This is a genomic window from Clavibacter sp. GW821-FHT01D01, assembly GCF_059422605.1.
The window spans coordinates 1-13,987 of sequence record NZ_JBWKXC010000022.1; the positions used below are offsets into that span (position 1 = coordinate 1).

Below are 13,987 nucleotides of genomic sequence, written 5' to 3' on the forward strand. Positions count from 1 at the left end.
CCCCCCCCCCCCCCCCCCCCCCCCCCCCCCCCCCCCCCCCCCCCCCCCCCCCCCCCCCCCCCCCCCCCCCCCCGCCCCCACGAGCACCACGGAAGGACCCGCGCATGATCGGCTACGGAGGCGACTACAACCCGGAGCAGTGGGACGAGGCGACCTGGCACGAGGACGTCCGGCTGATGCGGGAGGCGGGCGTCACGATGGTGAGCCTCGGCATCTTCGCCTGGGCCCGGATCCAGCCGGACGAGTCCACGTTCGACTTCGCCTGGCTCGACCGGGTGCTCGACCTGCTCCACGCGGGCGGCGTGTCCGTGGACCTCGCGACCGCCACGGCGTCGCCGCCCGCATGGGCCACGACGGCCTACCCCGGGATGCTGCCGGAGGACGCCGACGGGTCCGTCTACTGGCCGGGGAGCCGCCAGGCGTACCGCCCCACCTCGCCCGACTACCGACGGCTCGCGGCCCGGCTCGTCACGGCGATCGCCGAGCGGTACCACGACCACCCCGCCGTCGTGCTCTGGCACGTGAACAACGAATACGCGTGCCACCTCCCCTACGACTACTCCGACGACGCGGCCGCGGCCTTCCGGGTGTGGCTCCGCCGCAGGTACGGCGACGTCGAGGAGCTGAACCGGCGCTGGGGCACCGCGTTCTGGTCCCAGCGCTACGGGTCGTTCGAGGAGATCGTGCCGCCGCGGAAGGCGCCCTACAGCCACAACCCCGCGGGTCTGCTCGACTTCCGGCGCTTCACGTCGGACGCCCTCCTCGAGCTCTACGTGATGGAGCGGGACATCATCCGCGCGGCGGGCGCCACGCAGCCCGTGACGACGAACTTCATGGGCGCGTTCCGCCCGCTCGACTACTGGCGCTGGGCCGCCGAGGTGGACGTCGTCAGCGACGACAACTACGCGGACCCCGCCGATGCCGAGTCGTTCCGGAGCGCCGCGTTCGCCCGCGACCTCATGCGCTCGCTGAAGCCCGGCCGGCCGTGGCTGCTCATGGAGCAGGCGACGAGCGCGGTCAGCTGGCGGCCCGCGAACGCGCCCAAGGCGCCCGGGCAGATGGCGGCGCTCTCCCTCCAGGCCGTGGGACGGGGCGCCGACGCGGTGCTGTTCTTCCAGTGGCGGCAGTCCCGTCGCGGCAGCGAGAAGTTCCACTCCGCGATGCTCCCCCAGGCCGGCACCGGCACGCGCACCTGGCGGGAGGTGGTCGACCTCGGGCGCACGCTCGCCGCGCTCCCGGCGCTCGGCGGCGACTCCGCGGGCGGCGACGGCTCGGGGGCGTCCGTCGCGCTCGTGCTGGACTGGGAGAACTGGTGGGCCGTCGAGAACCCCGACCACCCCGTCGTCCTCGACCTCCTGGCGCTCGTCCAGCGGTGGCACGCGGCCTTCCACCGGCAGGGGATCACGGTCGACGTCGTGCAGCCGACCGCCGACCTCTCCGGGTACGCGCTCGTCGTGCTCGCCCACTCCTACCTGCTCGCCGACGCGGGCGCCCGCGGGCTGTCCGCGTACGTGGCCGGCGGGGGCCGGCTCCTCGTCACCGCCTTCAGCGACGTCGTCGACGAGGACGACGCCTTCCGGGAGGGCGGCTTCCAGGTGGGCCTCCGCGACGTGCTCGGCGTGACCGTGCTGGAGTTCGGCGCCCTCCCCGGGGATCCCGTGCGGGTGGAGAGCGAGGCCGGGACCCTCGTCGGCGAGCTGCTGGCGGAGGAGCTCGCGATCCTCGTCGCGCCCGACGACCCGCGGCCGGTCCGCGTGCTCGGCCGCTACGCCACCGGCCGCGCGGCCGGCCAGCCGGCGCTCACGGCCCGCGCCACGGGCGCGGGCACGGCCTGGTACCTGGCGACGATCCCCGACGACGCCGGGATGGCCGCGGTCACGGCGTGGGCGACGGCCGAGGCGGGGGTCCGGCCGGTGCTCGAGCTCCCGAGCCCGTGGGTGGAGGCGTCGGTGCGGGGCGACGTCGTCACGGTCGTCAACCACGGATCCGAGGCCGTCCAAGTCGACCTGGGGGCGGTCGGGACCGACGCGGTCACGGGAGCGGCCCTCGGATCCGTGCGCCTCGAGCCCTTCGCGTGGACGCTCGTGCGGCGCCCCGGGGATCGCACGGCCTAGTCGGCGCCGAGCCGCCGCCCGCGCGCGACGCCGCCCGCGGGGCTACCCGACCGTGGACGCCCGGACGACCAGCTCGGGCTGGAACAGGACGTGGCGCGGCTCGGCGTCGAGCAGCAGCTCGACGGCGGTCGCCCCGATCAGCGCGCTCGGCTGCCGCACGCTCGAGAGCGGGACCACGGTGGCGGAGGCGAACGCGATGTCGTCGTAGCCGATGAGGGCCACGTCCTCGGGCACGCGCACGTCGCCCTGCAGCACGAGCGCCTGCAGCACGCCGACGGCGAGGAGGTCGTTGGCGGCGAACACGGCGTCCGGGCGCGCGGCGGCGGGCCGGTCGGCGACCGCGCGACCGGCGTCCCGCCCCGCGAGCACGGAGAGCGCGTCGGTCGGGATCTCCTCGAGCGTCGCGCCGGGCACGGCGGCGACGGCTTCGCGGGCACCGGCGACGCGGTCGGCGACCTGCCGCACGGACGCCGGTCCGCCGACGACCGCGATGCGGCGCCGCCCGAGCCCGAGCAGGTGCTCCACCGCGAGCCGTCCCCCGGCGACGTCGTCCACCGCGACCGACGAGACGTCGGGGTCGTCGGCCTCCCGGTCGACGAGGACGCACCGGATCCCGTGGGCCCGCAGCCGGGCGATCCGCGGCGAGCCCTCGCCCTGCGGCGAGATGAGCACGCCCGTCACCCGCTGCTCCTCGAACAGGTCGAGGTACGCGTCCTCCTGCGCGGCGTCGCCGTCGGTGCTCGCGAGGAGGACCGCGAGCCCGGCCTCGGCGGCCCGCGCCTGCGCACCGCGGGCGAGCTCCGCGAAGAACGGGTTGCCGGCGTCGAGCACCACGAGGCCGACGCTGCGGCTGCGGCCGGCCCGCAGCTGGCGGGCCGCGTCGTTGCGCACGAAGCCGAGCTCCGCGATGGCGTCGTGCACTCGGCGGACGGCGTCGGCGTTGACCCGCTCCGGCCGGTTGAGGACGTTGGACGCGGTGCCCACGGACACTCCCGCGCGGGCGGCGACGTCGCGGATGCTCACGGCCACGTCGGCTCCTCGGCGTCGGGGTGGTCAGGGTGCGGGTGCGGGGCGGTCGCGGACGGCGCCCCGGATCCCGAGGCTATGCCATGCCGTGCCCCCGGTAGGGACGCGCCCGGGTCCGCGGACGGCGCGCGTCGTTGACACGCCGTCCGGTCCCCCGGTACTGTCATGACATCCCGTGAAACGATTCATGACCGGGACCGCCTCCGACGACGTAGACAAGGACACGCCCGTGACCGAACTCGGCCCCGAGATCCTCCGCCAGCTCGAGCAGCAGGCCATCGAGCTCCCCTCCTGGGCGTTCGGCAACGCCGGCACCCGCTTCAAGGTCTTCACGACCCCGGGGACGCCCCGCACGATCGAGGAGAAGATCTCCGACGCCGCGACGGTGAACCGGCTGACGGGACTCGCCCCGACGGTCGCGCTGCACATCCCGTGGGACCGGGTCGACGACTACGCCGCGCTCGGCGAGTTCGCCGCGTCCGAGGGCGTGGCGCTCGGGACGATCAACTCGAACACCTTCCAGGACGACGCCTACAAGCACGGCTCGCTCACGCACTCCGACCCGGCGATCCGGCGGATGGCCGTCGACCACCACCTCGCCTGCATCGACATCATGGATGCGACGGGCTCCCGGGACCTCAAGATCTGGCTCGCCGACGGCTCGAACTACCCCGGCCAGCAGGACATCCGCGGACGCCAGGACCGGCTCGCCGAGTCCCTCGCGGAGATCTACGCCCGGCTCGGCGGGACGCAGCGGATGGTGCTCGAGTACAAGTTCTTCGAGCCGGCGTTCTACCACATGGACGTCCCGGACTGGGGCACCAGCTACGCGCACGTGGCCGCCCTCGGCGAGCGCGCGCTCGTGTGCCTCGACACCGGGCACCACGCGCCCGGGACCAACATCGAGTTCATCGTCGCCCAGCTGCTGCGCCTCGGGAAGCTCGGCTCGTTCGACTTCAACTCGCGCTTCTACGCGGACGACGACCTCATCGTGGGCGCGGCCGACCCGTTCCAGCTGTTCCGGATCCTCCACGAGGTCGTCCGCGGCGGCGGCTACGGGCCGGACTCCCCCGTCGCGTTCATGCTCGACCAGTGCCACAACGTCGAGGACAAGATCCCCGGGCAGATCCGCTCCGTGCTGAACGTCCAGGAGATGACGGCGCGCGCGCTGCTCGTGGACCGCGAAGCGCTGGAGGCCGCGCAGGTCGCCGGCGACGTGCTCGGGGCGAACGGGATCCTGATGGACGCGTTCTACTCCGACGTCCGTCCCGCGCTGGCCGCGTGGCGGGAGAGCCGCGGGCTGCCTGCCGACCCCATGCGCGCCTACGCCGACTCCGGCCACGGCGAGCGCCTCGCCGCGGCGCGCGTCGGCGGCACCCAGTCCGGCTGGGGCGCCTGAGCCCCCGCGCCTCCCCGCACGGATCCGCACCGCCGCACGCCCCACCCGCCCGCCCACCGCGCCAGCCGACAGGAACCCGCACCATGACGAACGACACCGCCGCGGAGCTCATCGCCCGCTCGAACCGCCTCGGCGCCGACCCCCGGAACACGAACTACGCGGGCGGCAACACGTCCGCGAAGGGCACGGACACCGATCCCGTCACGGGCGAGCCGGTCGAGCTGCTCTGGGTGAAGGGCTCCGGCGGCGACCTCGGCACGCTGACCGAGTCGGGTCTGGCGGTCCTGCGGCTCGACCGGATGCGCGCGCTGGCGGGCGTCTATCCGGGCGTCGAGCGGGAGGACGAGATGGTGGCGGCGTTCGACTACGCGCTGCACGGCAAGGGCGGCGCCGCGCCGTCGATCGACACGGCCATGCACGGCCTCGTCGACGCGGCGCACGTCGACCACCTCCACCCCGACTCGGGCATCGCCTTCGCGACGGCCGCCGACGGCGAGCGGCTGACGGCCGAGGCCTTCGGCGGGACCGTCGCCTGGGTGCCGTGGCGGCGCCCCGGCTTCCAGCTCGGGCTCGACATCGCCGCGATCAAGGAGGCCGATCCGACGCTCATCGGGGCGATCCTCGGCGGGCACGGCATCACCGCCTGGGGCGACACGAGCGAGGATGCGGAGCGGAACTCGCGGCACATCATCGAGACCGCGGCCGCCTACATCGTCGAGCACGGCGCACCGGAGCCGTTCGGTCCCGCGCTCGACGGCTACGCCGCCCTGCCCGCGGAGGAGCGTCGCGCCAAGGCCGCCGCCCTCGCCCCGCACCTGCGCGCGATCGCCTCGCACGACCGTCCCCAGGTCGGCCACCTCACCGACTCGGCGGAGGTGCTCGACTTCCTCGCCAGCACGGAGCACCCGCGCCTCGCCGCGCTGGGCACCTCCTGTCCCGACCACTTCCTCCGCACCAAGGTGAAGCCGCTCGTCGTCGACCTGCCGGCCACGGCATCCGTCGAGGAGGTCCTCGAGCGCCTCCCCGCCCTGCATGCGGCCTACCGCGCGGACTACCAGGCCTACTACGACGCCCACGCGACGCCGGACAGCCCCGCCATCCGCGGCGCCGACCCGCTGATCGTGCTCGTCCCGGGCGTCGGCATGCTCTCCTACGGGCCCGACAAGCAGACCGCCCGCGTCGCCGGCGAGTTCTACGTCAACGCGATCAACGTCATGCGGGGCGCGGAGGCCATCTCGACCTACGCGCCCATCGACGAGGCCGAGAAGTTCCGCATCGAGTACTGGGCGCTCGAGGAGGCGAAGCTGCGGCGGAAGCCCGAGCCGAAGCCCCTCGCCTCCCGCATCGCGCTCGTCACGGGCGCCGCGTCCGGCATCGGCAAGGCCATCGCCACCCGCCTCGCCGCCGAGGGCGCGTGCGTCGTCGTCGCGGACCTCGACCTCCGGAAGGCGCAGGCCGCGGCCGCGGAGCTGGGCTCGCCCGACGTCGCGATCGGCGTCGCCGCGGACGTGTCGGACGCCGCGGCCGTGAAGGCCGCCGTCGACGCCGCCGTCCTCGCGTTCGGCGGCCTCGACCTCGTCGTCAACAACGCGGGCCTCAGCCTCTCCAAGTCGCTGTTCGACACGACCGAGGCCGACTGGGACCTGCAGCACGACGTGATGGCCAAGGGCTCCTTCCTCGTCTCCCAGGCCGCGGCGCGCGTGCTCGTCGACCAGGGCCTCGGCGGCGACATCGTCTACATCTCCTCGAAGAACTCGGTCTTCGCCGGACCGAACAACATCGCCTACTCGGCCACCAAGGCGGACCAGGCCCACCAGGTGCGGCTGCTCGCGGCCGAGCTCGGGGAGCACGGCATCAAGGTCAACGGCATCAACCCCGACGGCGTCGTCCGCGGCTCCGGCATCTTCGCCTCCGGGTGGGGCGCCAATCGGGCGAGGACCTACGGGATCGAGGAGGAGGACCTGGGTGCGTTCTACGCGCAGCGCACCATCCTGAAGCGCGAGGTCGTCCCCGAGAACGTCGCGAACGCCGTGTTCGCGCTCTGCACGTCCGACTTCTCGCACACCACCGGCCTCCACGTCCCCGTCGACGCGGGCGTCGCGGCGGCGTTCCTCCGATGACGCCCCGCTGCGCCGCGGAGGCGGCGCGGGCGTGGTGACGCAGGTCGCGGCCGTCGACCTCGGCGCGAGCAGCGGGCGCGTGATCCTCGGCAGCGTCGACGCCGACGGGATCCGCCTCCGCCACGTCGCGCGCTTCGCCAACCGCCCCGTGTCCCTGCACGAGGGCGCGCCCGACACGGCCGGCCTGCACTGGGACACGACCGGGCTCTGGCGGTCCGTCCTCGACGGCCTCGGCACCGCCGTCCGCGACGCCGACGACCTGGTCTCCATCGGCGTGGACTCGTGGGCGGTCGACTACGGGCTCCTGCGGGCCGGCCGCCTGATCGGGGCGCCCTACCACTACCGCGACACGCGCACGGCGGCGGCCGTGACCGCGGTGCACGAGCGGATCCCGGCTGCGGACCTCTTCGCCCGCACCGGCCTGCAGCACCTGCCCTTCAACACGGTCTTCCAGCTCACCGCCGACCGCCTCGCCGGGACCCTCCCGCTGGCCGACCGGGCGTCGCTGATGCCGGACCTGCTCACCTGGTGGCTCACCGGCGTCGAGGCGACGGAGGCCACGAACGCGTCCACCACCGGCCTCGTCTCGCCGGTCACGGGCGACCTCGACCTCGGCCTCCTCGACCTCCTCGAGATCCCGCGGGATCTCCTCGCTCCCCTGATCGCGCCGGGCACGACGACGGGCTCCCTCCTGCCCTCGGTCGGCCGCGCGATCGGAGCGGCCGGCGGTGTCCGCGTCACGGCGGTCGGGTCCCACGACACCGCGTCCGCCGTGGTCGCGGTGCCCATGACCGGGGACGACGCCGCGTACATCTCCAGCGGCACGTGGTCGCTCGTCGGCCTGGAGCTCGACCGCCCCCTCCTCACCGAGCACGCACGCCGGGCCGGGTTCACCAACGAGGGCGGCGTCGACGGCACCACGCGCCTGCTCCGCAACGTCTCCGGGCTGTGGCTCCTCAGCGAGTCGATGCGCGCGTGGGACGGCGCGGCATCCACCGACTCCGAGCGCAGCAGCGACCTCGCGACCCTCCTGGACGAGGCCGCGCGCGTCCCGGGCCCGGCATCGACGTTCGACATCCAGGACCCGCGCTTCACGCCGCCGGGCGACATGCCGGCGCGCATCGCGGGCTGGTTCCAGGAGCACGACCGGCCGGCGCCCGCCACCCGCGCGGCCCTGGTCCGCAGCATCCTCGAATCGCTCGCCGAGACGTACGCGGCGACGCTGCGGGATGCGGAGCGCATCTCCGGACGCGGCATCCGCGAGATCCACGTCGTCGGCGGCGGATCCCAGAACGCGCTCCTCTGCCAGCTCACCGCCGACCGCACGGGCCTCCCCGTGCTCGCCGGACCGGTCGAGGCGACGGCGATCGGCAACATCCTCGTGCAGGCTCGTTCCCAGGGGCTCGCGAGCGGCTCCCTCGGATCGCTCCGATCCCTCGTCCTGCGGTCGTACCCCCCGGTGAGGTACCGACCGAGGTCCCGCGCCCGCTGAGCGGGCCGGCGACTCCCCGCATCCGATCCCACAGAAAGGGCGGCGCGCACATGGTGCAACGTCAGATCCCCAAGCCCGTCGAGCTCCTCGAGTACCTCAGCTTCAAGAGGCCCGAGCTCGACGGCCGCAAGCGCCGCCTCGACGCCGCCCTCACCATCGAGGACCTGCGCACGATCGCCAAGCGACGGACGCCCAAGGCCGCGTTCGACTACACCGACGGATCCGCGGAGGGCGAGATCTCGATCGCCCGCGCCCGGCAGGCGTTCGAGGACGTCGAGTTCCACCCGCAGGTGCTGCGCGACGTCGCGTCGGTCGACACCACCGCGACCGTGCTCGGCGCCCCGTCCGCGCTGCCGTTCGGCATCGCGCCGACCGGCTTCACCCGGCTGATGCAGACCGAGGGCGAGACCGCGGGGGCGGGGGCGGCGGCGGCCGCCGGCATCCCCTTCACGCTGTCGACGCTCGGCACCACGTCCATCGAGGACGTGAAGGCGGCGAACCCCCACGGGCGCAACTGGTTCCAGCTCTACGTGATGCGCGACCGCGACATCTCCTACGGCCTCGTCGAGCGGGCCGCCGCCGCCGGCTACGAGACGCTCTTCTTCACCGTGGACACGCCGGTCGCCGGCGCGCGCCTCCGTGACAAGCGCAACGGCTTCTCCATCCCGCCGCAGCTGACCGTCGGCACCGTCCTCGACGCGCTCCCCCGCCCGTGGTGGTGGTACGACTTCCTCACCACGAAGAAGCTCGAGTTCGCCTCCCTCAGCGCCACCGGCGGCACCGTGGGCGACCTCCTCGACCTGGCCATGGACCCCACCATCAGCTTCGACGACCTGCGCATCATCCGCGGGATGTGGCCCGGGAAGCTCGTCATCAAGGGGGTGCAGAGCATCGAGGACGCGCAGCGGTTCGTCGACGCGGGCGTCGACGGCATCGTCCTGTCCAACCACGGCGGCCGCCAGCTCGACCGCGCCCCGATCCCGTTCCACCTGCTCCCCGAGGTCGTGCGCGAGGTCGGCCAGGACACGGAGGTCATGGTCGACACCGGCATCATGAACGGGGCCGACATCGTCTCCTCCATCGCCCTCGGCGCGAGGTTCACCCTCATCGGCCGCGCCTACCTCTACGGCCTCATGGCCGGCGGACGCCAGGGCGTCGACCGCACCATCGCGATCCTCTCGGACCAGATCGTCCGCACGATGAAGCTCCTCGGCGCGCACTCCCTCGAGGAGCTCACGCCGCAGCACGTGACGCAGCTCGAGCGGCTGCAGCCGCGCCCGCGCCCGCGCGCCTGACGGCGGGCCGGCGCGGGCGGCGCGCGCGTCGCGGCGAGCGGGCGGCGTCAGGCGCGGGCGGGCGCGCCGACCGGGACGCAGCGGAACCGGTGCCGGCCGGGGCCGACCTCGTGCGCGGCCCCGTCCGGGAGGATGACCTCCCCGGTGGTCCCGGTCGGCAGCACCACCTCGAGGTGCATCACCCCGTCGACGATCTCCCAGCCGGACGAGGCCGCGCCGTAGGGCGACAGGTGACGGGCGCGCGCGCGGGTGAGCCCGCCACCCGGCTGCGGCGCGAACCGCATCCGCCGCCACCCGGGCTCGGAGGGCGCGAGGCCCGCGATGGTGCCGTGCATCCAGTCGGCGACGGCGCCGAGGGCGTAGTGGTTGAAGCTCGTCATCTCGCCCGGGTTCACGGTGCCGTCGGGCAGCATGCTGTCCCAGCGCTCCCAGATGGTGGTGCCGCCCATGCCGACCGTGTAGAGCCAGGACGGGCAGGAGCGCTCGAGCAGCAGGTCGTACGCGGTGTCCGCGTGGCCGGTCGCGGTGAGGGCGCCGGTCACGAGGGGCGTGCCGGCGAAGCCCGTGGCGATGCGGTTGCCGGCCGCGGACACGAGCTCGGCGAGCCGTGCGCCCGCCCGGACGGCGTCCTCGCCCGTGACGAGGCCGAACTCGATGGCGAGCGAGTACGCGGTCTGCGCGTCGCTGGTCATCCTGCCGTCGGGGAGGACGTACGCGCGTCGGAACGCGTCCCGGACCTCCGCGGCGACGCGGGCGTAGTGCGCCGCGTCGTCGTCGAGCCCGAGGACCTCGGCGGTGCGGGCGAGGTGCAGCGTCGACTGGGCGAGGTAGGCGGTGGCGACGAGGTAGCGGTCCGTCGAGGCGTCCGCGGGGTCCTCCGGCGGAGCGGCGGGATCCAGCCAGTCGCCGAGCTGGAAGCCGTCGTCCCAGAGCCGGTCGGGGCCGGCGAGGGAGACGATGAGGTCGACCCAGGCCTTCGCGGACGGGTACTGCTGCGCGAGGACGCCGGTGTCGCCGAAGCGCTCGTGGAGGACCCAGGGCGTGAGGACCGCGGCGTCGCCCCAGACGGCGCCGGGCTGGAGGGGCTCCCACGACGGGCCTCCGGGGATGCGCGGGATGAACCACGGGACGGTGCCGTCGGGGAGCTGCTCGATGGCGAGGTCCTGGAGCCAGGATCCGAGCATGCCGGAGCAGTCGTAGAGGAAGGAGGCCGTGGGGGCGAAGACCTGGATGTCGCCGGTCCAGCCGAGGCGCTCGTCGCGCTGGGGGCAGTCGGTCGGGATGTCGACGAAGTTGCCGCGGGTGCTCCAGAGGACGTTCTCGTGGAGGCGGTCGAGGTCCGGGTGCGAGCTCTCGAACCAGCCCGTGCGCTCCATGTCGGTGTGGCAGACGAGTGCGGTCACGGTGGAGGCGTCGAAGCCGTCGGGTGCCCCGGTGATCTCGGCGTAGCGGAAGCCGTGGATGGTGAAGCGCGGTTCCCAGGTGACCGGTCCGGTGCCGGCGAGGGTGATGGCGTCCTCGGCGGCGGCGATGCGGAGCGTCCGCCGGTAGAGCTCGCCGTCCTGGACCACCTCCGCGTGACGGAGGGTGACGATGCGCCCGGCGGGGCCGTCGACGGTGATGCGGAGGCGCCCGACGAGGTTCTGGCCGAAGTCGAGGAGGAGCGCGCCGGAGCCGGTGCGGCGCACGTCGACGGGGGCGAGCTCCTCGGTGCGGCGCACGGGCGGCTGCTCCATGGCGACGAGGGTCGCGGGGTCACGCACGCCGACGGCGACGGGCGTCCAGTCCCCTCCGGTCGATGCGGGCGTCGACCACGCCGGATCGTCGAGGCGCTGGTCGTAGCGCTCCCCGTCGTAGAGGCCGCTGAAGGTGATGGGGCTCGGGCCGGCCTCCCAGGAGGCGTCGGTCGCGATGCGCTGGACGGTGCCGTCGGCGAGGGTGATCTCGAGCTGCCCGACGAAGGAGAGGTCGGTGCCGTAGAGGTCGTGGTAGCCGCCGTTGAAGCCGAGCCGACCCCGGTACCAGCCGTCGCCGAGCCAGGCGCCGATCACGTTGTCGCCCTCGGTCAGGAGGGCGGTGACGTCGTAGGTGCGGTAGCGGAGACGCGCTGCGTAGGAGGTCCAGCCCGGCGCGAGGACGTCGTCGCCGACGCGCGTGCCGTTGATCTCGGCCTCGAAGACGCCGTGGGCGGTGGCATGGAGGCGGGCGGAGGCGATGGGGGCGTCGACGTGGAAGCGCCGCCGCACGCGTGACGGGCGGCGGTCGGTGCCGTCCTCCTCCGGCCAGCTGCCGCCGACGGGGACCGCGGACCAGTCGTGGGGCCGGAGGAGCCCGGTCTCGAGGGCCGTCGGTGCGCTCCACTCCCCCGTCGCGCCGTCCTCGCCGTGGAGGCGGATCCGGAGGGCGACCCGGTCGCGGCTGGACAGCGGCGGGAAGGGCCAGGGCACGAGGACCTGGTCGACCGAGTGGACGAGCACGGTGAGGGGGGCGTCGGTGCCGCGGCGGAGCTCGATCTCGTAGGCCGTCTGGCGCCAGCCGTCGGAGGCGGTGGTGCGCCAGCTCAGGCGGGGTGCGGCGGTGCCGATGCCGAGCGGTTCGCGGAGGTGCTCGATGCGGAGGGGTCCGTCGATGTGCGCCATGCCTCAGCCCTTGACCGCGCCGGCGGTCAGGCCCTTCTGGACCTGCTTGTTGAGGAAGAGGTAGATCACGAGGATTCCGATCACGTTGAGGCAGATGGCCGCGAACAGCGGGCCGTACTGCACGGAGCCGAACTGGCCGGTGAAGTTGAGGAGGCCGACCTGCAGGGTGCGCAGCGAGCCGGAGTTGGTGAAGGTCAGGGCGATGAGGAGGTCGTTCCAGAGCATGAAGAACTGGACGAGCCCGACCGTGAAGAGGGCGTTCCGCACCATCGGGAGGCCGACCAGGAAGAACGAGCGGATGATGCTCGCGCCGTCGAGGGTCGCGGCCTCGAACACCTCGCGCGGCACCGCGCGGAAGAAGGTGGCCATGAGGAACACCGTGAGCGGCAGGCTCGTCGCCGTGTAGGTGATGATCAGCGGCCAGAGCGTGCCGGTGAGCCCGGTGCGGAAGTACGCCGCGAACAGCGGCAGCAGGATCATCTGGGTGGGCACCATGATCCCGGCGAGGAACGTCAGCAGGACGGCGCCGCGGCCCTTCCAGACGAGGACCTCGAGCGCGAAGCCGGCCATCGAGCCGAGGAGCAGCACGAGGAACAGCGACGGGATCACCGTGACGACGGAGTTGACGGCGTACTGCGCGAAGTTCCCGGTCGTCCACGCGAAGACGTAGTTGTCGAGGTTCCACTGCTGCGGCAGCATCCAGACGGGGTTCTCGAGGAACTCGGTCTGGGTCTTGAAGGAGCCGAGGACCATCCAGACGAGGGGCCCGACGACGATGACCAGGAGGAAGGCGACGAGCGCGCCGCTGACGAGACGGCCGAGCACGCGCCGCGGGGACGCGGGGCGCCGCGTGGCGCGCGCGGCCGGTCGGGGTGCGTCGCGGCGGGGTGACGCGGTGGTGGTGGTCATCGGTCAGCCCTTCGTGGCGTCGCGTCGGTTGGCGCGGAAGATGAGGACCGTCACGGCGAGCGAGACGATCGTGAGGAGGAAGGCGACCGTCGACCCGTAGCCGTACTGCCCGTAGCGGAAGGCGGTGTCGAACATGTAGATCGTCAGCGGACTGGTCGAGGTGCCGGGGCCGCCGTTGGTCAGCGCGAGGATGCTGTCGAAGACCTTGAGCGTCCCGTTGATGGAGAAGATCACCGAGGAGATCAGCACGGGCAGGGAGAGCGGCAGGACGATGCGGCGGACGAGGCCGAAGCCGGAGGCGCCGTCGAGGCGCGCCGACTCGAGGATCTCGTCCGGGATGTCGAGGAGGCCGGCGTACAGGAGCACGCCGTAGAAGCCCATCGACCGCCAGACGTCCATGACGATGATCACGAGGAAGGCGGTGCCGCCGTCGCCGAACCAGTCGGTGGACGACAGGCCGATCGCCTCGAGGAACGTGTTCACGAGGCCGTTCTGCGGCGCGATGGCGAACATCTGCTGGAAGAGCAGCGCGACCGCGACGGTGGGCAGGACGACGGGGAAGAAGACGAGCGTCCGCACCGAGCTCGACCACCGGCGGAGCACGAAGACGTAGGTGAGCGCGAGGAGGTAGCCGAAGCCGACCTGGAGCACGGTCATCACGATCGCGTAGCGGATCGTGAGCAGGAGGGCGTCCCGGACCCGGGTGTCGGAGAGGAGCTCGACGTAGTTCTCGATGCCGGAGGGCTGGAAGCCGATGATGGCGTTGCCGGAGGTGAAGGTGTACCCGATCGAGACGATGATCGGGACGAGCATCACCACGCTGTAGATCAGCAGGGCGGGTCCGACGAGGATCAGGGTCGATCGCCGGTCTCCGAGGAGGGGGTTCATGGGCTGCCTTCTGTGCGGACGGGCGCGTGGAGGGGGGGGGGGGGGGGGGGGGGGGGGGGGGGGGGGGGGGGGGGGGGGGGGGGGGGGGGGGGGGGGGGGGGGGGG

At 73.5% G+C, this 13,987-nt stretch carries 9 protein-coding genes; 5 read left to right on the forward strand and 4 right to left on the reverse strand.

Translation table 11 applies throughout. The features are described 5' to 3' along the window. The first annotated feature begins 104 nt into the window (after positions 1–104). Positions 105–2,114: a beta-galactosidase gene (locus AC07VC_RS16130; protein WP_494675886.1), complete on the forward strand. Its 2,010-nt coding sequence runs from the start codon at positions 105–107 to the stop codon at positions 2,112–2,114. A 42-nt stretch (positions 2,115–2,156) separates the two neighbouring features. On the opposite strand, the gene AC07VC_RS16135 is transcribed toward AC07VC_RS16130, so the two are convergent. Further along, a complete protein-coding gene (locus AC07VC_RS16135) occupies positions 2,157–3,143 on the reverse strand; it encodes a LacI family DNA-binding transcriptional regulator (RefSeq protein ID WP_494675885.1) in 987 nt (328 codons plus the stop codon). Between the two features lie 184 nt (positions 3,144–3,327). On the opposite strand from AC07VC_RS16135, the gene rhaI reads away from it, so the two are divergent. The 4 genes from rhaI to AC07VC_RS16155 all read left to right on the forward strand — a co-directional run bounded on the left by rhaI (position 3,328) and on the right by AC07VC_RS16155 (position 9,446). Next, positions 3,328–4,539 (forward strand): L-rhamnose isomerase, encoded by a 1,212-nt coding sequence (gene rhaI, locus AC07VC_RS16140; RefSeq protein ID WP_494724489.1) that lies wholly within the window; start codon positions 3,328–3,330, stop codon positions 4,537–4,539. 83 nt (positions 4,540–4,622) lie between these two features. Beyond that, positions 4,623–6,659 carry a bifunctional aldolase/short-chain dehydrogenase gene (locus tag AC07VC_RS16145; RefSeq protein WP_494675883.1) on the forward strand — a complete coding sequence of 679 codons (2,037 nt, stop codon included), beginning with the start codon at positions 4,623–4,625 and terminating at the stop codon, positions 6,657–6,659. A gap of 31 nt (positions 6,660–6,690) precedes the next feature. After that, a complete protein-coding gene (locus AC07VC_RS16150; protein WP_494675882.1) occupies positions 6,691–8,151 on the forward strand; it encodes a rhamnulokinase in 1,461 nt (486 codons plus the stop codon). A 50-nt stretch (positions 8,152–8,201) separates the two neighbouring features. Then, positions 8,202–9,446 carry an alpha-hydroxy acid oxidase gene (locus tag AC07VC_RS16155; RefSeq protein WP_317230558.1) on the forward strand — a complete coding sequence of 415 codons (1,245 nt, stop codon included), beginning with the start codon at positions 8,202–8,204 and terminating at the stop codon, positions 9,444–9,446. 47 nt (positions 9,447–9,493) lie between these two features. Here AC07VC_RS16155 and AC07VC_RS16160 read toward each other — a convergent pair whose 3' ends face one another. The 3 genes from AC07VC_RS16160 to AC07VC_RS16170 are packed head-to-tail and all read right to left on the reverse strand — an operon-like array spanning position 9,494 to position 13,882. Beyond that, positions 9,494–12,085 carry a family 78 glycoside hydrolase catalytic domain gene (locus AC07VC_RS16160; RefSeq protein ID WP_494675881.1) on the reverse strand — a complete coding sequence of 864 codons (2,592 nt, stop codon included), beginning with the start codon at positions 12,083–12,085 and terminating at the stop codon, positions 9,494–9,496. Positions 12,086–12,088: 3 nt separating this feature from the next. Next, on the reverse strand, positions 12,089–12,994 hold the full coding sequence (locus tag AC07VC_RS16165) for a carbohydrate ABC transporter permease (RefSeq protein WP_494675880.1): 906 nt from the start codon (positions 12,992–12,994) through the stop codon (positions 12,089–12,091). A gap of 3 nt (positions 12,995–12,997) precedes the next feature. Continuing rightward, the gene (locus AC07VC_RS16170) at positions 12,998–13,882 is read right to left on the reverse strand and encodes a carbohydrate ABC transporter permease (protein WP_494675879.1); all 885 of its coding nucleotides are present in this window, start codon (positions 13,880–13,882) and stop codon (positions 12,998–13,000) included. Positions 13,883–13,987 lie beyond the last annotated feature (105 nt).

Excerpts from the sequence above, each read along its gene's own strand:
- AC07VC_RS16130 (WP_494675886.1), top strand. The coding sequence starts at position 105 with ATGATCGGCTACGGAGGCGACTACAACCCGGAGCAGTGGGACGAGGCG.
- rhaI (WP_494724489.1), top strand. The coding sequence starts at position 3,328 with ATGACCGGGACCGCCTCCGACGACGTAGACAAGGACACGCCCGTGACC.
- AC07VC_RS16145 (WP_494675883.1), top strand. The coding sequence starts at position 4,623 with ATGACGAACGACACCGCCGCGGAGCTCATCGCCCGCTCGAACCGCCTC.
- AC07VC_RS16170 (WP_494675879.1), bottom strand. The coding sequence starts at position 13,882 with ATGAACCCCCTCCTCGGAGACCGGCGATCGACCCTGATCCTCGTCGGA.
- AC07VC_RS16160 (WP_494675881.1), bottom strand. The coding sequence starts at position 12,085 with ATGGCGCACATCGACGGACCCCTCCGCATCGAGCACCTCCGCGAACCG.
- AC07VC_RS16155 (WP_317230558.1), top strand. The coding sequence starts at position 8,202 with ATGGTGCAACGTCAGATCCCCAAGCCCGTCGAGCTCCTCGAGTACCTC.
- AC07VC_RS16165 (WP_494675880.1), bottom strand. The coding sequence starts at position 12,994 with ATGACCACCACCACCGCGTCACCCCGCCGCGACGCACCCCGACCGGCC.